General features: G+C 22.8%; 20 protein-coding genes. 17 read left to right on the plus strand and 3 right to left on the minus strand.

Going from position 1 to position 22,045, the window contains the following annotated elements:
- Positions 1–206 precede the first annotated feature (206 nt).
- The 10 genes from feoB to T523_RS08020 all read left to right on the plus strand — a co-directional run bounded on the left by feoB (position 207) and on the right by T523_RS08020 (position 9,683).
- The gene (gene feoB, locus T523_RS07975) at positions 207–2,153 is read left to right on the plus strand and encodes a ferrous iron transport protein B (RefSeq protein ID WP_232229054.1); all 1,947 of its coding nucleotides are present in this window, start codon (positions 207–209) and stop codon (positions 2,151–2,153) included.
- A gap of 230 nt (positions 2,154–2,383) precedes the next feature.
- On the plus strand, positions 2,384–2,590 hold the full coding sequence (locus T523_RS07980) for a hypothetical protein (protein WP_042708438.1): 207 nt from the start codon (positions 2,384–2,386) through the stop codon (positions 2,588–2,590).
- A 20-nt stretch (positions 2,591–2,610) separates the two neighbouring features.
- Positions 2,611–3,249, plus strand: coding sequence for a metal-dependent transcriptional regulator (locus T523_RS07985; RefSeq protein ID WP_042708439.1), 639 nt, complete (start codon positions 2,611–2,613; stop codon positions 3,247–3,249).
- Between the two features lie 297 nt (positions 3,250–3,546).
- Positions 3,547–4,236, plus strand: coding sequence for a HisA/HisF family protein (locus tag T523_RS07990; RefSeq protein WP_042708440.1), 690 nt, complete (start codon positions 3,547–3,549; stop codon positions 4,234–4,236).
- A gap of 404 nt (positions 4,237–4,640) precedes the next feature.
- Complete coding sequence (locus T523_RS07995; protein ID WP_042708441.1) at positions 4,641–4,823, plus strand: hypothetical protein; 183 nt, start codon at positions 4,641–4,643, stop codon at positions 4,821–4,823.
- Positions 4,824–5,022: 199 nt separating this feature from the next.
- Positions 5,023–5,904, plus strand: coding sequence for a pyridoxal 5'-phosphate synthase lyase subunit PdxS (gene pdxS, locus T523_RS08000; RefSeq protein WP_042708442.1), 882 nt, complete (start codon positions 5,023–5,025; stop codon positions 5,902–5,904).
- 258 nt (positions 5,905–6,162) lie between these two features.
- Complete coding sequence (locus T523_RS08005; RefSeq protein WP_042708443.1) at positions 6,163–7,062, plus strand: PfkB family carbohydrate kinase; 900 nt, start codon at positions 6,163–6,165, stop codon at positions 7,060–7,062.
- A gap of 409 nt (positions 7,063–7,471) precedes the next feature.
- The gene (locus T523_RS08010) at positions 7,472–8,341 is read left to right on the plus strand and encodes a cation diffusion facilitator family transporter (RefSeq protein WP_042708444.1); all 870 of its coding nucleotides are present in this window, start codon (positions 7,472–7,474) and stop codon (positions 8,339–8,341) included.
- 500 nt (positions 8,342–8,841) lie between these two features.
- Positions 8,842–9,207, plus strand: coding sequence for a hypothetical protein (locus tag T523_RS08015; RefSeq protein ID WP_042708445.1), 366 nt, complete (start codon positions 8,842–8,844; stop codon positions 9,205–9,207).
- 56 nt (positions 9,208–9,263) lie between these two features.
- On the plus strand, positions 9,264–9,683 hold the full coding sequence (locus tag T523_RS08020; protein WP_042708446.1) for an acyl-CoA thioesterase: 420 nt from the start codon (positions 9,264–9,266) through the stop codon (positions 9,681–9,683).
- 798 nt (positions 9,684–10,481) lie between these two features.
- On the opposite strand, the gene T523_RS08025 is transcribed toward T523_RS08020, so the two are convergent.
- Positions 10,482–11,105, minus strand: a complete 624-nt coding sequence (locus T523_RS08025; protein WP_052334699.1) for a S24/S26 family peptidase — start codon at positions 11,103–11,105, stop codon at positions 10,482–10,484.
- Between the two features lie 21 nt (positions 11,106–11,126).
- Positions 11,127–11,825, minus strand: coding sequence for a type I 3-dehydroquinate dehydratase (aroD, locus tag T523_RS08030; protein ID WP_042708447.1), 699 nt, complete (start codon positions 11,823–11,825; stop codon positions 11,127–11,129).
- Positions 11,826–12,527: 702 nt separating this feature from the next.
- On the opposite strand from aroD, the gene T523_RS08035 reads away from it, so the two are divergent.
- From T523_RS08035 to T523_RS08065, 7 genes are all read left to right on the plus strand, one after another.
- Positions 12,528–13,253, plus strand: coding sequence for a hypothetical protein (locus tag T523_RS08035; protein ID WP_042708448.1), 726 nt, complete (start codon positions 12,528–12,530; stop codon positions 13,251–13,253).
- A gap of 320 nt (positions 13,254–13,573) precedes the next feature.
- The gene (gene sucD / locus T523_RS08040; RefSeq protein ID WP_084486469.1) at positions 13,574–14,437 is read left to right on the plus strand and encodes a succinate--CoA ligase subunit alpha; all 864 of its coding nucleotides are present in this window, start codon (positions 13,574–13,576) and stop codon (positions 14,435–14,437) included.
- A gap of 137 nt (positions 14,438–14,574) precedes the next feature.
- Positions 14,575–15,780 carry a hydroxymethylglutaryl-CoA reductase (NADPH) gene (gene hmgA / locus T523_RS08045; RefSeq protein ID WP_042708450.1) on the plus strand — a complete coding sequence of 402 codons (1,206 nt, stop codon included), beginning with the start codon at positions 14,575–14,577 and terminating at the stop codon, positions 15,778–15,780.
- Between the two features lie 70 nt (positions 15,781–15,850).
- Positions 15,851–16,627 (plus strand): hypothetical protein, encoded by a 777-nt coding sequence (locus T523_RS08050; protein ID WP_042708451.1) that lies wholly within the window; start codon positions 15,851–15,853, stop codon positions 16,625–16,627.
- Between the two features lie 334 nt (positions 16,628–16,961).
- On the plus strand, positions 16,962–18,458 hold the full coding sequence (locus tag T523_RS08055) for a hypothetical protein (RefSeq protein ID WP_042708452.1): 1,497 nt from the start codon (positions 16,962–16,964) through the stop codon (positions 18,456–18,458).
- A 524-nt stretch (positions 18,459–18,982) separates the two neighbouring features.
- Positions 18,983–19,324 carry an ArsR/SmtB family transcription factor gene (locus tag T523_RS08060; RefSeq protein ID WP_042708453.1) on the plus strand — a complete coding sequence of 114 codons (342 nt, stop codon included), beginning with the start codon at positions 18,983–18,985 and terminating at the stop codon, positions 19,322–19,324.
- Positions 19,321–21,417: a heavy metal translocating P-type ATPase gene (locus T523_RS08065; RefSeq protein ID WP_052334700.1), complete on the plus strand. Its 2,097-nt coding sequence runs from the start codon at positions 19,321–19,323 to the stop codon at positions 21,415–21,417. Before T523_RS08060 ends, T523_RS08065 begins: the two co-directional genes overlap by 4 nt.
- A gap of 136 nt (positions 21,418–21,553) precedes the next feature.
- Here T523_RS08065 and T523_RS09305 read toward each other — a convergent pair.
- A partial coding sequence (locus T523_RS09305; RefSeq protein ID WP_232229053.1) for a hypothetical protein occupies positions 21,554–22,045 on the minus strand: 492 nt, incomplete at its 5' end.

The raw sequence follows: 22,045 nt of genomic DNA on the forward strand, positions 1-22,045 counted from the left end.
TAACTTTTTATTTAATTTTTAGTTAATCCTAAACTTAATAAACTTTATATTAATTAAAATAATATATTATTTTAGGTCAACCTAAAATTATTTTTAATTATTTATTTAAAGGGGTTATTTAAATTAGTAAAATAGATGAATCAAGAGATGAAACTTTATTAGAGAATTCAAATAAGAATTCTAATTCCGATTTAAATGTTCTTCTTATAGGTAATCCTAATGTAGGAAAAAGTCTTACATTTAATAAATTAACAGGTCTTACAGCTACTGTTTCTAATTATCCTGGAACTACTGTTGATATTGATGAAGGTAGTTTTCAGTTTGGAGGAAAACTTGTAGAACTTACAGATCCACCAGGATTATATGATTTAAATACAATCACAGAAGAAGAACGTATTGCTAAACTTCTTTTATTAAGTGGTAATTATGATTTAACATTACATGTTATAGATGCTAAGAATATTGATAAATCAATTGATTTAACACTTCAATTAATTGATGCAAATATTAATGTTATCTTAGTATTAAACATGATTGATGAACTTGAAGATATGGGTGCTACTGTAGATAAAGAAGCTTTAAGTAAAAAACTTGGTATTCCTGTAGTTTTAACTTCAGCTGCTAATGATATTGGATTAGATGAACTTAAAGATACTATTATAAATTATGATTCTATTTATGAAGATATTCAAAAGAAATCTAAAAATCAAATTGTTATTCATTATGGTAATGATATTGAAAAAGCAATTTCTGATGTTGTAGATGAATTAGATTATAATTATAGTTTTATGAATAAACGTTCTGTTGCTATTCTCCTTTTAGAAGGAGATAAGGATATGGCTAATATTATTAATAGACTTGAACCAAATCCTAAAAAAGTTCTAAAACTAGTTAAACAATATTCTAATAAGTTTGATGAACCAATTAAATATCTTACTAAATTAAGATTATCTAAGTATGCAATTTACTTTAAAGATGAATTTACAACTATTAATAAAGTTAAACCACAAGAAAATAATAGTTTTAAAGAAAAATTATCAAGACTTATGATTCATCCATTTTATGGTTTGATTATTTTAATTATTGTCTTGTACTTTGGATTATATCTTTTTGTAGGTGTTTTTGGTGCAGGATATCTTGTTGATTTCTTCCAAGATGTAATATTTGGTGAATGGATTAATCCAGTAATTACAAATATTGTAGTTTCAACTATTCCATGGGTACCTATACAGAATTTATTTATTGGAAGTTATGGTATTGTTACTTTTGGTTTAAGTTATGGTATTGGAATTATCTTCCCAATTGTAAGTCTGTTCTTTATTGTATTTTCAATACTTGAAGATAGTGGTTATCTTCCAAGACTTGCTCTTTTAACAGATACATTATTTAAAAGAATTGGTTTAAGTGGTCGTGCTATTATTCCTATGGTTTTAGCTGTAGGTTGTGGAAGTATGGCTACAATGACTACACGTACTTTAGAAACAAAACGTGAAAGAGTTATTGCAACAATACTTATGGCTTTAACAATTCCTTGCTCTGCTCAACTTGGAGTTATTATGGCATTACTTTCATCTCATCCATTAACACTTTGGATTTGGCTTGGAATTATTATTTTCTACTTTGTTGTAATAGGTCTTATTGCTAAGAAGTTTGTTCCAGGTTCTCAACCAAGTTTCTTCATGGAACTTCCACCATTAAGATTCCCTAAACCTAAACATATACTTAAAAAAACATGGACTAGAGTTGTAATGTATATTAAGGAATTACTTCCTATATTCATACTTATTAGTATTGTTATTTGGGCTTTAGATCTTGTTGGTATTTTTGGATTGTTAATAAATTTATTAAGTCCAATTATACATGCTATTGGTCTTCCAACTAGTACAACATCATCATTTATCCTTGGATTCTTTAGACGTGACTTTGGTGCTGCTGGAATCTTAAAAATTAAAGCAAGTTTAACTGGTGTACAACTTCTTGTTGCAAGTGTAACTTTAACATTATTTGTACCATGTATTGCACAATTCATTGTCATGATTAAAGAAAGAGGACTTAAAATGGCAATTGGTATTGCTGGTTTAAGTATTATTATTGCATTTACTACTGGGTTTATATTAAATTTATTACTTACATCAGCAGGTGTAGTACTTTAGTTAAAATATATTAAATAATTAAAGGTTATTTTAATTTAATTATATTAAATTATTAACATACTTTTAATTTTATATTTTTTAGTATTGAATTTTCTAAGTTTTATTCGAGTTTATTGGTTTAAAACTTTTAAAATTTTGTTAAAACATTAAATCTATAATTAATTTGTAAAAGGATTATAATATTTATTAGAGATTAAATTTATATTTTATTCAGTATAGGTGGTTATAATATGTCTGATGTTAAAGTAAAATGTGATTTTTGTGGATATGAATTTAAATTATGTGATGGTAAAAGTTGTGAAGGATGTCCAATTAATTGTAATGTTATTCATTGCCCAAATTGTGGTTATGAAATACTTCCAGAATCAAAATCATATAAAGTATTAGAAAATTCACTTAAAAAGATTAAAAATTGTATATTCAATCGTAAAAATTAATATAGTACTTGAGGGATTTTATGGTAGAAAATAAAGATATTGAAGATTTTATACGTAATCTTTGGGTTAAAGAAGTTGAACTTAAAGAAACATTTACAGAAGATCAATTAGATAAAAAATATTTAACTGATTTATTTAAAAAAGGTTATATTAATATTGATAATAATCAAATTACTTTATCTGAGTCTGGTGAATATCTTGGTCGTGAATTAGTAAGAAAACATAGAATTGCTGAAACTGTTGTATCTGATTTATTCCTTGCAGATAAAGATGAAATGGAAGATTTAGCAGATCAAATTGAACATGTAATGAGTCATGATGTTGAAGATAATATTATGAGAATACTTGGTTATCCAAAGTATTGTCCACATGGTCATAAAATACCTCCTCGTGATGGTTCATCAGAAAAAGATAAATATTTAGCTGTTCCACTTCTTGAATTAGATGTTGATGATTTAGCTACTGTATCATATATTAAAACTGCTGATGCTCGTAAACTTCAAAAAATTATGAATTTAGGTCTTCTTCCAGGTTCTAAAATTCAATTAATTCAAAAGTTCCCGATTTTTGTATTTCAGTTAGGAAACACACAACTTGCTGTAGATAAAGAAATTGCAAATGAAATATTTGTAGTTAGGGATAATGAAAATAATAATTAATTTTTTTAAGTTTTTCTATTATTAAATATCTAATTTTTTTATTTTTTGAGTTTGTTGAAAACTATTTAAACTTTGTTAATACTTAAAATCAATTTTAAGAAAGTTTATTTATAAAAATTAGAAAGATTTCAACAAAGTCTATTTTTTATTAAATACCTATTTTTTTTACTTTATAATTTAGTTTTTAATATTTTTTTATTAATTATAAGAATTAGTTTTATAAATTAGGTAAGTATATCTTATTTTATTTACAAATTTAATAAGTAATTATACTATTAAATTCTTACAGGTGATTGAATGTTTAAAGTAATTCCAGTTTTAGATTTAATGAATAATGAAGCAGTAAGTGGTAAAAGTGGTAATAGATCAACATATACTCCATTAAATACTGTTTATGCACCAAATTCTGATCCTGTACAAATTGCTAATGGTCTTAAATTAAATGGTGCTAAGGAAATTTATATTGCAGATTTAGATTTAATTGAAAAACAAGGACATAATTTATATAAAATTAAAGAGGTTAACACTATTTTACCTGTAATGTTAGATAGTGGTATTAAAGACTTTGATTCATTTAAATTTTATTTAGATTTTGCATATAAATTAATTGTTGCAACTGAAACTATTAAATCTGTTGAAGAATTAGAAAAGATTTTTAATACATTTCCAATGGAAAGAATTGTAGTTAGTGTTGATATTAAAGATGGAAAATTATATTCTAATAATCTTGATTTAACACTTGAAGAATTTAAAGATGTATTAAGAAAAATTAATCCTAATGAGATTATTTTATTAAATATTTCTGATGTTGGTACTGGTAATGGATATGATACTAAATTTTTAGATGAATTTGCAGAATTTAAAGATAAAATTATTATTGGTGGAGGAGTAAATCCAGAAGATATTTCAAAACTTGAAAATGAAGGTGTTAATAAAGCTTTAATAGGTACTGCTCTTCATAATGGTAAAATTTCTATTTTACAATAATTTATATTTTTTTAATAAGCTTATAAATTACATAAAAATTTAATTTTATTTAATATTTTTTAATATAATTATAAATTACATAGTAGTTTGAATTTTTCGTAAGTTTATATGGTTTTTAATATTTAAATTTTTTAGTATTTTTTTAGCAAGTTTATATGGTTTTAAGTAGTTTAAATTTTTTAGTATTTTTTTTAGTAAGTTTATATGATAGTAGTTTAAATCTTAAGTACTTTTACTAAACTTATTAATTTTTAAATTTTTTATATTTTATAAAATATCAAGAAATTACCCTTATTTTAAAATAAAATTTATATAGTTGTTATATTAAATATTATAATAATATGAATTTAAATATAATTATAAAATCTAAATTATTTTTATAATTATAAATATTAAGTGATAATATGGCATTTACAGGAACATTATTATTTTCACATATTTTACCAGTATTATTAGCATTTTTCGGAGTACTATTTTTAATTTCTGGTGAAATGGATAATAATAGATATAAATTAGGTTTAGGAATATTTTTATTTGTGTTTGCAGCTGTTAGTCCATTTATATTCTTACGTTTTATATTCTTATAATACTTTTTTATTTTTATAAGAATTATAACAATAGTTTATTGATTAACACTGTAATATGAATAACTTGTATAAAAATGATTTAATTACTGTATAAAATATTGATTCATATTAAATTCTATTTATTAACTAAAAGCTATTTTTAAATTTTATATTCAATATTATTTATTCAATAAAAAATTTTTTAAAGGAGAATTAAACAATGCAAAAAGGTACTGATGTATTAAAAGAAGGCTTCGCTAAAATGACAAAAGGTGGAGTTATTATGGATGTTGTTAATGCAGAACAAGCAGCTATTGCAGAAGATGCTGGTGCTGTTGCTGTTATGGCTTTAGAAAAAGTTCCTGCAGATATCCGTAAAGCTGGTGGGGTTGCTAGAATGGCTGATCCTGCAATTACTCAAGAAGTTGTAGATGCTGTTTCTATTCCAGTTATGGCTAAATGTCGTATTGGCCATATAGCTGAAGCTCAAATTCTTGAAACTTTAGGTGTAGATATGATTGATGAAAGTGAAGTACTTACACCTGCTGATGATGTTTATCATATTAATAAAAAAGAATTCACTATCCCATTTGTATGTGGTGCTAGAAACTTAGGTGAAGCATTAAGAAGGATTGATGAAGGTGCTGCAATGATTCGTACTAAAGGTGAACCTGGTACTGGTAATATTATTGAAGCTGTTCGTCATATGAGGAAAGTTATGGGTGAAATTAGAACTATTCAAGGTTTAGATGAAGAAGAAATTTGGAGATATGCTCGTGAAATTGAAGCACCTATTGATTTAGTACGTGAAACTGCTAAATTAGGTAAATTACCTGTAGTAAACTTTGCTGCTGGTGGTATTGCAACTCCTGCAGATGCTTCTTTAATGATGCAATTAGGTTCAGATGGAATCTTTGTAGGTTCTGGAATCTTCAAATCAAACAATCCACCTGCATTTGCACAAGCTATTGTTGAAGCTACTGCAAATTATGATAAACCTGATGTTTTAGCTGAAGTTTCTAAAAACTTAGGTGAAGCAATGAAAGGTTTAGATATGTCTGCTATTTCTGAAGAAGAAAGAATGCAAGATAGGGGAATTTAAATTTATTTCTATTCTATTTAGAAATTTATTTTTAAATTAGAAAAAATTTAATTTTAGTTTTTCTAAATTTTAATTTTTATCTAAATCCAAACATAGGATTTAAAAGATAGTTTTAGCTATTTTACTTAATTTTAAGTATTTTAGCTATTTACTTTTTTTAGTATAATTTTCAATTAATATTATTTATACATACTTTTTTTAGTATTAATTTTTAAAATCTTTATATAATTTTTTATAATTAAATTTGGAGGTGACTTCATGACAAATTTATTAGTTTTAGGTCCAATTACAATAGATAAAAACATATACAATAAAATAGAACAAACATCAATTGGTGGAGCAGTATATTATCAATCATTTGTCTTTGAAAATTTAGGAATTAATTACACTATATTAACTACATTATCTTATGAAGATAAAGATTTACTTAATGAATTTCCAGATAAATCTAAAGTTATACCAATATATAAGAATCAAACATTATACTTTGAAAATGAATATATAAGTGATGAAAACAGAGTTCAAAAATCTAATTTTATTGATAATACAATTACTATTAATGATTTAAAAGATAATAATATTGATTTAGATGATTTTGATGGTGTTTTAATAAATCCTCTTATTTATAATGATGTTGATATTAAGTTATTAGAATATTTCAATAAAAATAATATCACAGTCTTCTTATCAATTCAAGGATTATTAAGAAAAGAAGATGTAAATGGATATGTTGAATTTAATCTTCCATCTAATTTAAGTGAATTTTTAAAATATGCAAACCTATTATTTTTAGATGAATTTGAAGCGAAGTTTATATATCCTAATTTAAATTTATTTAAAAAAATTAAAAAAATCACTAAACTTGGTCCAAATGAAATTATTATTACAGAAAATAATAAAGGATCTTTAATATATAGTAGTTTTGAGAAAAAATTTCAAGATATTGATGCATTTAAACCTAAAGAAATGGTTTCACCAACAGGTGCTGGTGATACTTATATGGCAGCATATATTGCTAAAAGATTAAATAAAGGAAGTATATATGAAAGTGCTGAGTTTGCTACTATTTTAACTACTATTAAACTTGAAAATGAAGGTCCATTTAATAAATCTATAACTTATGTATTTAGTAGATTACTTGATTTCTGTGGATTTTAAACTTTGAATTTATTCATTTTACTTTTTTTTATAATTAACTTTTAATCTGTGGATTTTAAACTTTGAATTTATTCATTTTACTTTTTTTTATAATTAACTTTTAATCTGTGGATTTTAAACTTTGAATTTATTCATTTTACTTCTTTTTATAATTAACTTTTAATCTGTGGATTTTAAACTTTGAATTTATTCATTTTACTTCTTTTTATAATTAACTTTTAATTTTCTAATATAAATTAAATTTAATTATTTTTATCTAAATTAATCTTCTTTATTTAAAAATAAATGATTTTTTATTTGTCTATATATTCATATGTCTCTTTATTCAATTGTATTATTAAAAATAAGTTTTAAATATGTACATACGTTCATAAAAAGTATTTTATATATAATTTACTAATACAATAATATGGAACATCAATGTACTACTGAAAAATCAAAAGAATATCATACTGAAGCAAAAACACATATTCTAATTACTTTCTTTTTAAGTTTGATTTTTAATATAATTGTTATATTTGGTGGAATTTACACTAATAGTGTAGCAATTGTTTCTGATGCTATACATGATTTAAGTGATACCTTTTGTCTTTTAGTATCTTGGATTCTTGAAAAATATTCTCTTAAAAAGAAAAATAATAAATATACTTATGGATATCAAAGATTATCTGTACTTGGTGCAATAATAACTTCATGTGCTGTAATTTTTGCATCTATACTCGTTGTTTATGGATCAATAACACGTTTATTTAGTGTAGTTACACCTGATGCAAAAGGAATGTTTGTATTTGCTATTTTTGGAATTGCATTTAAAGGATACTCTGTATATCAAGTGTATAAAGGACAAACATATAATGAAAAAGCAATTAGTTATCATATGTTCGGTGATGTTTTAAGATGGGTAGCTATTTTAATATTAAGTATTCTTTTAATGTTTTGGGATGTAGCTATTTTAGATCCTATAATCTCACTTCTTATTGCTATATGGCTAATTTATGCATTAGGTAAAACCTTAGCAGATAGTTTTAGAGTTTTACTTCAAAAAGTTCCAAGTAAATATGATTTTGATGATTTAAAAGAGGAAATATCTTCAATTGATAATGTTGAAGAAGTTGTTGATTTACATCTTTGGAGTTTAGATGGAATAGATCAAATTATTACTGCTAAAATTAAGGTAAATACTAAAAATTGTAATGAATTAGCAGATATTCGTCATAAAATTAATCATATTGCAGAAAAAGTAAATGCTTCTGAGAGTACTGTAGAATTTATATTTTAAATATTTCTGGAGTACTATAAAATTCATATTTTAAATATTTATGATAAATTACTTTAAAATTTATAATTTATTAATTTTTTAAATTTAATCTTATATTTATGAGGAATATTGTAAAATTTATATTTTATTGATTTTTTTAAATTTTATTTATAAATTAAGATAATATTTATCTTAATTTAAGAAATCTTTTTTTTTTTAATAGTATGTTTAAAACTATTTTTTATAATATTATAGTTAATATTTATATTGAAAATTAATTCTAAGAATTTTTTTTTAAAAAAAATTAGGAAAATTTCAATAAAGTCATTTATTATTTAACAGAATCATGATTTTTTAAAATATTTTATAATTTTTTCAGTTAGATATATAATATAATGTTTATATAATAATAGTATAAATTTAATTTTTATTTTTTAATAAAAAATTTTAAGTCTTTTAATATATTTCTTTAAAAATTAAAAGGTTTTCAACAATATCTTTTTAAAACTCGTGGTGTAAATATGAATAGAATTCATGCAAATATTTTAGTATTAGTTATAATTGCATTAATTGCTTTTGGAGTAGCAGGTATCTGTGCTTCTTTTACAGGTTCATATGTTAATCCTTATTTACCAAAGATGGAACATAAACAAGATAAACTAAACGTTATATCTGATGGTAATTTTACACCAGAACCAATAAAAACAGTTAAAGAAGTTAAAGACACTCCTAAAACTGAAGTAAATAATACTGTAAATAATAAAACTGATGTTAAAAACGATTCAACAAATAAAAATAATTCTGCAGATAATAATCATAATAATAATCATAATAACAACAATACTCATAGTGCGGCAGGTAGTCCTCATTCAGATGATGGCTATTGATTATTTTAATTTTTATTAGTTTTATTTATTTTCTTATAAAATTTTATGTGATATTTATGTTTAAAATTATGATAACACCTTTATTTGGAGATACTGATGCATTAGGACATATTAATAATAATGTTCTTGGAAGATGGTTTGAATTAGCACGTAATGATATTTTTAAATTGTTTGTTCCAGATCTTAGTACTAGTTATGATGATTGGAATCTTATTATGCTTAAAACAGAATATGAATTTTTATCTCAAATATTTTATGGTCATGATGTTGAAATAAGAACTTATGTTTCAAGAATTGGTCATAGTTCCTTTACAACCTATCATGAAGCATGGCAAAATGGAATATTATGTGCTAAAGGTAAAGCTACTATGGTTCATTTTGATTTTAATGCCCAAAAATCAGTTAATATTCCTGATGATATAAGGAAAAAATTAGAAGAACATTTCTATAATGAAGAAGAAAAAGAAAGTAATTAATTTTCTATTTTTAATTTTTTTATTATTATATTAGCGTCTTAATAGTTTCTCTTATTTTAGAATTCTAGTTTTTTATTTTATTTGAGTTTTCAATAAACTCTTAATATTAATCAATTTTAAAAGATTCTATTTTTTATTATTAAAAATTTTTTATATATTTAATGTTTTTTCGAAATATTTATATACTTTGTTTTAACAATTGTAATATATCGGAATATGGGTTCCGTTTTCCGATGAAAATTTTTTGCTCAAAAATTTTTTATAGAATATTAAGAGTTTAGGCTCTATATTTAAATTTTGTTTAAAAAAAGTTTTTTTCGTTTTTAAAACATTTTTTAAATTCCCTTTGTTTCTAATTTATTTATAGGGCCTAAACTCTTCATTTTAATAATAAATTATTAAGGTTTAAATTGGATATAAAAGTTTTTCTTAAAAAGTTTTATATATTTCTAAATTCCCTTTGTTTTTTATTTATATTCAAATTTAAATCTTAATAATGAATATTTTTATTTATAAAATAATTTTTTTTATTTTTTTATTTAAATTAATATTCTGTTTTTATTTAAAATAAGTGTATTTTTTTATTATTGTTGAAGTTTAATATTTTAATTAGATATATAATTTTTAATTCTTAAAATTTGTTTTTATATTATTATTTTTAAGATAAAACAATTAAAATTTAAATAATTCTTAAAATTTGTTTTTATATTATTATTTTTAAGATAAAATAATTAAAATTTAAAATATAGTCCTATAAAAATTTAAAGTATTTTAATAATTTAAAATAAGAAAAAATAATTAAGAATTAGTACTATTTTTAGGATAAGCAATACCTATAATATTATTTATATCTGTCCAGGTTTTAATACCTTCAGTTTTATAAATTTCTCCATTAATATTTTCATAACTTATTTTTTTATTATCACTAGTTAAGTAAACTTCTTGTCCTTTAATATCACTAACTCTTTTAATAATAGTTCCATATTCTGGAGTATCTGCAATTACACAATCTCCTTTGTGAATATTTTTTGTTTTATTTACTATAACATATTCTCCATTATGAAAAGTTGGTTCCATTGATGTTCCAGAAACTTTACAAAGTATTGATAATGTATTATCTCCAAATACTGAATGAAAATTTACTTTGACATTTTTATATCCATATCTTTTAGCAATATTTGTTATATTATTTTTAATAGTGCTTTTAGTACTATTCTCATTTATTAATTCTTTTTTACAATAACTATTTATTTCATTAGTCATTTCATTGTTATTGTGGATTATAGGAAGTCCTAATATTTCTATACTTCCACCATCATCATGTGAATCTATATTAATTTGACATGTGTTAGCTATACTAATTAATCCAATTATTATTAAAAGAATTATAATTGTGCTAAAAAGAATATTTTTTTTATTCATTTTATCACTAAAATATTATTTTTAATCAGTATTAGGATCTGGTAAATCCTCATCATTAATTATATTTGTGTTTAATAACATTTTCATAGTTTCAATATCTAATTGTCCTGGAGCAGTAACATCACTTCCTACTGCAAATGTTATTGGTGAATTAAATTTAGATGCCATAACTCTTGTATATGATCCAAGTTCACCCATAGATATAGCAATTGTATTATCACAACTTGATAATATTGCAAGAATTACTAAGGTATCCTCTAAATCTTGTGGCATAACTGCAACTTTTGCAATATCTCCAACTTGTTTTTCTTTTTTAACTATGTACATTAAGTCACTTAATTCAGGTGTTTTTTCAAAGTCATGATAGGAAATTATAGTTTTAACTCCAGTATCTTTAATCTTTTCAATGTATTCATCATTTGTTTGAAGTTCAATGTCAATATATTCAACATAAGGAGCAACTGCTAAAAGTAAATTTACTCTTTCTTCCTCACTACCTTTAAAATCTCCACCTTCAGAATCAATTCTATTAGTTGCAATTGTTGGAAAATCAATAGTTTTTATAATATCTATAAGAGTTTCAGAATCAGGATTATCCATTGCATCAATTCTAAATTCTAAAATATCTGCTCCTTTTTTAATACAATCTTTTGCCACTTCTATTACACTATCTTTATCTTTTTGAGCAATTGGGATTGCTATTTTTGTTTGTGAATACATTGAATCATCTTAAAATTTTATTAGATTTAAAATTATATTTTGACCTTTTTAAAATAAGAATTTATTTTAAAATTTAATTTTATAGCTATTTATTAATTTAAAAATAAAATATATCTTGAATTTAAGTATTTTAATAAAATTTATTTTAAATATTCATTAATTTAAATTTTTTTTAATATTTTTAATTATCTCTATTTTAAAATCATTTAAATTAAAATAAATTCTTTATATTATTTTAAATCATTTAATTAATAATATATTGATTTTATCTAATTATAAATTTTCTTATATAAAATATAATCTTTAATTCCTTAGTTTTCTAGTTTTCAGTATTTTTTCTTATGAAAGTTTTTTTATTTTTTTAGTTGGGTTTTTTTAGGTTTTTTACTTTTTATTTAGGTTTTATTAGGTTTTGTTTTTTTAGTTGGATTTTTTTAGGTTTTGTTTTTGTATTTTTTTACTTAAGTTTTATTTTTTTTAGTAAATTTAGCTTATTATTTGCTTTTTCTATAGTTTTATTATATATTTTAATTTTAAAATCTTTTATAAAATAATAAATATTATAAATTTTAGAAATATAATTTAATTATTATATTAAATTTATTTAAATACTTATAAATTATTTTTTTATTTAAATAATTTTAATTTTAAATAAAGGTTTTTCTATTTAAATATGTTATTATAAAATTTGTGGGGCGTAAAATGAAACTTACAGCTATTGGTGCAGATATATCTTCTAATGATATTTCTTGTAGTCAATCTTTAGTAAATAATATTGAAAAAGATATTCATAAACTTGTAGATTTAGGTGCATATAAGGCAGCACTTACTAATGTTACAGGTGATGATATAGTAATCGCAGCATATGTTGAGGATGATTTACTTGAAAAGATTAATCAAGGAATTATTAATATTATGAGAGATAATGCTGAAAATCCTGGTGATTTAGATGGTATATCTAAGGATAAAAATCATGCTGGAGAAGGTGTTTCATATTCTCAAGTTGATATCCAAGATGATATCTATCCAGATAGTGTTATATTACACTTTGATACTTATGGTGGAGAAGAATTTGTAGAAGATGTTGCTAATTCTGCAATTGATGCTGCTAGAGGTCTTAAGAATGTTAATGATGTATGTGATTATATTGGAGGAAAAGTACGTGAAATTCCTGGTGTAGGTTATGTTTCTAATGAAACTGATGATCCTGTAATCTGTGCATCTATTAATGGTATGGAATCAGTAGGTACTGTAGCATTTACAATGATTGGTGCAGCTTTAGGTTGTAAAAACACTTATCTTGTAAAAAAAGGTAGTTCATGTAATGTAATTCCTGGAAGTGTTCTTATTAGTGCTACTGCATTTATGAATGGGAATGCTTTGGATTTAGCTGTACCTTTTGAAAATAAAACTAGAATTTTAAGATGATTATTTTTTTAGAGTTTAAAAGTTTCTCTTTTAATTTAAATAAAATAATTTTTATATTTTTTTTATAATTTAATTTAAATTTAATTTTTTATTCATATATAATTTAAATTTAATTTTTGATTAATTTTATTTTTTATTCATATATTTTAATTTTATTTATTTAAGTACTGATAATGTTTTATTTTTTAATATAATGATTTTTTAGAAAATTTTATATGAAAAATGGTTAAATATTATAAATAGTAAGTATAAATATAATATTATTTTATGATTATTTTTAATGATTATTTTTTAATAAAAAACTAATTTTATGTGATATTATGATTTTATTAGATAATGATACTAAATGTTTAGTTCAAGGTATAACAGGTAAACAAGGTTCTTTTCATACAAAGCAAATGTTAGAATACAATACAAATATTGTTGCAGGTGTAACTCCAGGTAAAGGTGGACAAGACTTTTTAGGAGTACCTATATTTAATTCTATTGAAGAAGCTAAAGAAAATGAAGATATTAATTCATCAATTATTTTTGTACCAGCACCATTTGCAAAAGATGCTGCTTTTGAATCTATTAAAAATCTTGATTTAGTTGTAATTATTACAGAACATATCCCTGTACATGATAGTATGGAAATTATGGAATATGCAAAAAGGAATAATACAACTGTTATTGGTCCAAACACTCCAGGTATTATTACTCCAGGTGTTGGTAAATTAGGTATTATGCCTACTCATATATTTTCTGAAGGAAATGTGGGTATTATGTCTCGTAGTGGAACTTTAACCTATGAAATTGCAAGTCAATTAACTAAGGCAGGTATTGGTCAAAGTACTTGTTTAGGTATTGGTGGAGATCCGGTTATTGGTACTGATTATATTGAAATTCTTAAAAAATTTGAAGATGATGATGATACTGATGCTATTGTTTTAATTGGTGAAATTGGTGGTAGTGCTGAAGAAAGAGCTGCTGATTTTATTAAAGATAATATTTCAAAACCAGTTGTTTCATATATTGCAGGTAGAACAGCACCTAAAGGTAAAAGAATGGGTCATGCTGGAGCTATTATTGATGGTGAAATGGGTACTGCTAAAACTAAAACAGCTAAATTTGAAGAATGTGGTGTTCATGTAGCTATTAAACCATCACAAATTGTTGATTTACTCCATGATGAAGGTATTTAATTTTATATGTCTTTATAGGTTTTATAATTTAATTATAATTAATTTATGAAACTTATAATCTGATCTTTTAGATAATTTTTAAAGTTTATATTTTATAGAAATTATAAATACTCTATTTTTTTTAGTAGGTTGTAATTATGGATAAAACAGAAATTATTAATAAACTACTTAATGGTGAATTAAAACTTTATCAAATTGAAAATTTAACTGATTCTATTGATGAAGCTATTGATATTAGACGTGAATTTATTGAAAAATATACTAATACTAATCTTGAAAACATGTCTAATTATACTCTTGATATGGATAATGTATTTAAGAAAAATATTGAAAATCCTATTGGTGCAGTCCAAATTCCTGTTGGTGTTGCAGGTCCTCTTTTAATTAATGGTAATGAAGCGAATGGTGAATTTTATGTACCTCTTGCAACTTCTGAAGGTGCATTAGTAGCATCTATTAATAGAGGTTGTTCTGCAATTAGAGCTTCTGGTGGAGTAAATGCTCATATTATTCATGATCAAATGACAAGAGCACCAGCAATTAAAACAAAATCTTCAACTGAAGCATTAAAAGTTAAAGCATGGTTTGAAGATAATTTTTCAGAACTTAAAGAAATTGCAGAATCTACTACATCTCATGGTAAACTTTTAAAAATAGATCCTATTTTTGTTGCAGGTTCATATGTATATCCTAGATTTGTATATTCTACTGGAGATAGTATGGGTATGAATATGGTAACTATTGCAACAGAAAAAATCCTTAATAAAATGTCCGAAGAAACAAATGCTATACATATTGCATTAAGTGGTAATGTTTGTGTTGATAAGAAACCTGCTTCAATTAATGTTATTGAAGGAAGAGGAAAATCTTTAGTTGCAGATATTATTATACCTGAAGAAATTGTTGAGAAAAAACTTAAAACAACTGCTGATGCAATAGTTGAAGTTAATACTGCTAAAAATCTTATTGGTTCTGCTATGGCAGGTAGTATGGCTTATAATGCTCACTATGCTAATATGATTGCAGCAATATTTTTAGCAACAGGTCAAGATGCTGCTCATGTTAGTGAAGGTTCTTTAGGTATTACTACTGCAGAAAATAGAGATGGGGATTTATACTTCTCTGTTAATATGCCAGATGTACCTATTGCTACTGTAGGTGGTGGAACATCCCTTGCAACAGCAAGTGAAGGTCTTAATATTTTAGGTGTTAAAGGTAATGGTGGAGCTCGTAAATTTGGTGAAATTATTATTTCTACTGTTTTAGCTGGAGAATTATCTCTTATGGGTGCTTTAGCTGCAGGTCATCTTGCAAGAGCTCATCAACAATTAGCTAGAGGATAATTACTTCTAATTTTTACTTTTTTCTTTAATTTTTAAATTATTAATAGAATTTTATTTTTTGGGGATTTTAATGTTTTTTAACAATGAAGAAGATATTGAAGATGTTAAAGAATTAATTAAAGATATTGGATTTGATAATAAAGAGTCAAATTCTATTAAAAATGATAATATAATCTATAATTACAATTATAATAATGAAAATTCATTTGTATCTGAAGAATATATTTATAAGGGATATTTTACTTTTAAATTTAACTTAATTCATAAAGGTTTAAGTTTAAGTGAAATGATTAAAGAATTAGAGAAAAATAATTCATATAATATTTATTTTACTGCTTCTAGTTCAATTTTTCCTAATAATATTAAATATTGTATTAATCTTAAAGAATATAAAGGAGAAGTATTTGAATTAGTAGAATTACATAAATATTTTGGAAGTTTTATTCTTGATTTTTTAATTAATTTTGAGGATTATTATTATATTCCAAAAACAATTTTAAGTAAATTCTATAATGATTATTTAAAAAATTTTGAATTTTTCTATAAAGCTTTAAATGAACCTGTAGATAGCCATTCTATAGGTGATATTATAAAAAAAGATGATGATTTTATAATAGATGTTTTTAATAAAAGTATTGAATCTAGTAGATTTTTAATCTTATCTGATTCTAAAGTTCAAAGTAATTACTTTAAAGTTCTTGATATCTTTTTATATAATGATTATTCTCAAGTAGTACTTTTAAATTTACCTTCTAATTTAGAAGACTTTTTTAAAGATGATAATATGGAAAGTTATGATGATCTTGTAAAATCAGTAAGGAAATTGTTTATTGAATCTTTAAATTAATTTACTTTTATATATTTAAACAAGTGAACTATTAGTTTTTATTTATTAAAATTAATTTTTTATCTTTTTTATTTTTTATTTTTTAGTTTTTTAACTTTTTCTTGGTTTTTTTTATCTTTTGGGATTGTTTTTTTATTTGCTTTTTTATTTCTTGTTTTTCTTAGTTTTTTGGAATTTTTTTATTCATTAGTTTTTTGATTTTTTATTTTTTAGTATTGTATTTCTTAAAAAAAGGGTTTTAATTTAAATAATATTTATTAATCTCATATCCATATAAAAAAATTTAAATTATTTATTTAAAATATTAAATATTAAGTGATATATGGGGGATTATGTGTATAATAATATTATAAATAAAATTAAATCTAATTTAACTAATAATAAATCTGAAGATAAGAAATATCTTTTATCCCAAATTTTGGAATATTCTAATGATAAATATTCTGATGAAATTACTAATGAGATATCTAGCTTATTATGGGATTGTTTAGATGAAAAAGAACAAAAAGAGTATATTAAGATATTTGGAAATGAAAAATTTAATATAAATTTTTTTAATAAAATTGATTCTTATTTAAAAACTAATGATTTAAAAAAAGTATTTGATATTTTAGATTTTTATTTTAAAAATGATTTAATTATTAGTTTTGATGATGATGAATCAATAGAATATCATAGTTTTTCAAACCCTCTTGAAGAAGCTTTATTTGATACATATATTGGTTCAGATAAAAATGTTAAACGGATTCCTGATACTTATCCTATTTTTAAATTATATTATCTTTATGGTACTTTACTTTATCAATTTGAGGACATTCTTAATGCTAAAATCTATTTAAATAAAGCATCTGAAATTAATCCAGTTTCTGTTATGCCTTTTTTTGAATTATCTGAAATATCTAGGTTTGAAAATGATTTTGATAATTTCTACAATTATACATTTAAAGCATTTAAATTTATATATTCTTCAAAGAATTTAGGAATAGCATATAGGAATTTTGGTCTTTATTATATTAATAAAGATAATTTAAAATTAGCTACTTATTTGTTTTTACATAGTTTAAAATTTGATTATAATCCTACTGCTATAAATGGATTAGAATATATTAAATCTAAAGGTTTTGATGTTGACTCTCATAAAAATGATAATTATAAAGATGAGTTTTTAACTAATGGAATTCCTTTAGGTCCTAATCAATTTATTTTCAGTGAATTAGATAATTTAATTAATAAATTTAATCTTGAATTATATCCAAATGTTTATTCATATTTTAAGAATATTTATGATGATTTAACTATTAATAATGAAAATTTTGTTGATTCAAAAGATGAAATTTATAATTTAGTATATGATAATTTAACTTTTCATGTTAGAGACTTAGATTTACCTGAGAATCTAATAAATAAGTATTATATTGGTAAAATAATTCAAGAAAGAGCATTAGTTGATGCAAGTACTAAAATTGGTAAAATGATTACTAATTGTAGATTTGCTATTTTATCTAATCATATGGCTGATCTTTCTGATTTTGAACATGGAACTAATTGGAATTTATGTACTACTAATCCTGATTCTATATTTAAAGTATTAGATATTTATAAATATAAAGGTAAAGTACAAATTCTTCTTCTACATTTAATTGAAGATTATTGGAAAGATTTTATTAGTAATGATACTATTAATGAAGATTTTGTTAATAAATCAAGAATAATATTTAGAAAGTCTTTTAATTGTGCTAGTGTTCCAGAGCTTACTACAAAACGATGGCTTCAAAGATGTAATTTCCCTGTTGGTTTAGATCCTAATGGTAATTTTTGGGAGATTAAATAATATTTTAAATCTTTAATTTTTTAGTGGTTTAGGTATTTGGTATTTTAAATATTTGAGTTTCTATTTATTTTTTATGGTTTAGGTATTTGGTATTTTAAATATTTGAGTTTCTATTTATTTTTTAGTAATTTAAATATTTAAATTTCTAGTAATTTTTGAAAGATTAAATACTTTAAATCTTTAGATTTTCAGTAGTTTTTTAAGAGATTAAATAAGCAGTATATTTGTTTTTATTAATTAAGTATTGTTTATTTAACTTAATTACTTTGATTTTTTTAAAATTTTTTAATTTAATTATTTTTTTAACTTAGTTTTATATTAATTTATTGTTTTCTTTTTTATTTTTTAATTGTATAATATTTTAAGATTTTTTTTAATTTATGTCTTTGAATCATTAGTTTTATATTTAATAAATTATAATATAACCATAGTTATAAAATTATATTTTTTAATTTTTTTTTTTACTTATTTTTTTCATGATAATATCAAAAGATTTATATATGTTCACATGAATATATGTTCATATGTCTAGTGATGTTTGTGAAATTAAAAGTTTAAGATCTGATGTTTTAGAAAAAGTTTCAAATGAAATGGAAAATAATGAGGTTTATGAAAAAGTCTCAAGCTTATTTAAATTACTTGGAGATTATAACCGAATTAGGATCTTATCAGCTTTAGAATGTAGTGAAATGTGTGTATGTGAGTTATCAATTTTGCTAGATATGAGTCAATCAAGTATATCACATCAACTAAGAATTCTAAGACAGAAAAATATTGTAAAATACAGAAGAGAAAATAAAAAAGTATTTTATTCTTTAAACAATTCACAAATTTATGATTTAATTAAAAAAGGTGAGTCTATATGAGTCTTCATGAATTAAATGATGATTCTTCTATTAAACATCATCAACACAATATTAAACATAATCATGATTCTCATGATGATTGTTGTTCTGTAGGTGAGCATGATTATGATTCTCATGATGGTTGTTGTTCTGATGAGCATCACCATCACCATAATCACAGCCATTCTGGAGGATGTGCTTGTTGTAATGGTGAAGGAATACTTTCAGATATTGACAAAGAAGAAGAAACATCAAAAAGATCTTATTATACAATAGCATTTGGTATTATAATATTTATTCTTGCATACTTTATTGGTGAGTTTAACTTTAATTATGGTTTAATTACATCACATAATTTATCAATTACTTTATATGTATTACTTGTAGTTGTAGTAGGTTTTGATACTATAAAAGAAGGTATTGAAGGTATATTTAATTTACAAGTAAAAATTGAATTTCTAATGACTATTGCAGTTATTGGTGCATTTGCACTTAATAGTTGTGCTGAAGGTGCTTTATTAATATTATTATATTATATTTCAGAATTCCTTGAAGATTTATCAATTGATAAATCTAAAAAATCTATTAGTAATCTTGTAAGATTAAGTCCAGATACTGCTACTATCTTAAAAGATGGTAGGGAAGAAGAAATTGAAGTAGATAAATTAAATATTGGTGATATTGTAGTAGTAAAACCAGGAGATAAAATACCAATTGATGGTATTATTAAAAAAGGTAGTACCTCAGTAAATCAAGCTTCAATTACTGGTGAAAGTTTAGCAGTATCTAAAAATATTGGTGATGAAGTCTTTTCATCAACAATAAATGAAGAAGGATATATTGAAGTTGAAGTAAGTAAAACTGCAGATAATACAGTATTTGCAAAAATTGTAGAATTAATTAAAGATTCAGAAGAGAAAAAAGCACATATTGATATATTTGTAGATAAATTTGCAAAATATTATACTCCTATTGTAGTAGTACTTGCAATTCTTGTTGCAACTATACCAACATTAATATTTGCTCAACCATTTAGTACATGGGTTTATAGAGCATTATGTTTACTTGTAATTTCATGTCCTTGTGCAGTTGCAATATCTACACCAGTATCTATGGTTTCAGCAATTACTGCAGGAACAAATAATGGTATTATTATTAAAGGTGGAGAATATGTAGAAGAATTATCAAATATTAAAGCAATAATGTTTGATAAAACAGGTACCTTAACAGAAGGTAAACTTAAAATAGATAATATTGTTCCAACTGATGGAAAAAATAGAGAAGATATATTAAAAATAGCTTGTTCTATTGAAGCAAAATCTAGTCATCCAATAGCTAAAACTTTTATGGAATGTGCAGATAAAAACAAATATGAATTATATGAAGTTGATAATTTCAAAAATATTCCCGGTAAAGGTTTAACTGGACTCATTAATAATGAATCATATTATGTAGGTAATAAAGAATTATTTAATTATAATGAAGATTTAAAATCAGATATTAATGATCTTAAACCTGAAGAAGGTAAAACTTTAATTATCATAGGTAATTCTAGGGAAATTCTTGGATATATAACTTTAAATGATAAAATTAGAGATGATACACCAAGTACACTTAAATATTTAAATGAAAACAATATTGAAACTATGATGATAACTGGAGACAATGAAAAAACTGCAAAAACAGTATCTGATTCAATTGGAATTAATAAATACTATGCAAATCTCCTACCTGATGATAAAGTAAATATTGTACGTGATGTTGCAAGTGAATATAAAAACATTGCTATGGTTGGAGATGGTGTTAATGATGCACCTTCACTTGCTATGAGTAATGTTGGTATTGCAATGGGTATGGGATCTGATGTTGCTATTGAAACTGGTGATATTGTATTATTAAATGATAATATCTCTAAATTATCTTATCTTGTTGGTCTTGCTAAAAAAACAATGAATGTTGTTAAAACAAATATTAGTGTTGCAGTTGCAGTTAAAGCAATTCTTGCAGTTGTTGCTATCTTAGGTTTCATTGCTTTATGGGAAGCAATTACTATTGGTGATGTTGGTTTAACATTAGTTGTTGTTGCTAATGCTTTAAGACTTGCAAATTATTAAAGTATCTTTTATTTTTTTTCTTTTTAGCTATTTTTTTATTTTCTTAGTTTTTTATGGTTTTTTTTAGTTTATTTGCATATTTTTATATGATTTTTGTATTTTTTAATAATTTATGGTTATTTTATTAATTTAAGTTTTAAGATTCTTCTTTCTTATTATAATATTCCATTAATTCATCTGATTCTTTTGTGTTTCTAAATTCTTCAATAAAATCTATTAGATCTTTAAAAAATTCTGTTTTTCTTTTATTTATATCTTTAATTTTTGAATAATCTTTTTTTAAGGTTAAATTTACTTTTAAATCATCTGTTTCTAATTCTATTTCTGGATATTCAAGATTATCTTGGATTGTATCATTATCTTTTAAAGTTTCATAGATTTCATTTAACTCATTAAGTATCTCTTTACTTTCATCTAAATTATTATAAATCTCTTTAAATTCATTAATAATATCTTCATCAAATTTTATTTCATGTTCTGGATATTCTTTATCATCAAACTCTTCTAAATCATTTTTTATTTCTAATTCTTTATTATTTGATTCTATTTTATTTTCATAATACTCTTCAAATTCTTTTATTAGTTTTTTATCAAATTCTTTATTATTTTCATATAAATCTTCAAATTC

The sequence above is a fragment of the Methanobrevibacter wolinii SH genome (genome assembly GCF_000621965.1).
GTDB lineage: Archaea > Methanobacteriota > Methanobacteria > Methanobacteriales > Methanobacteriaceae > Methanarmilla > Methanarmilla wolinii.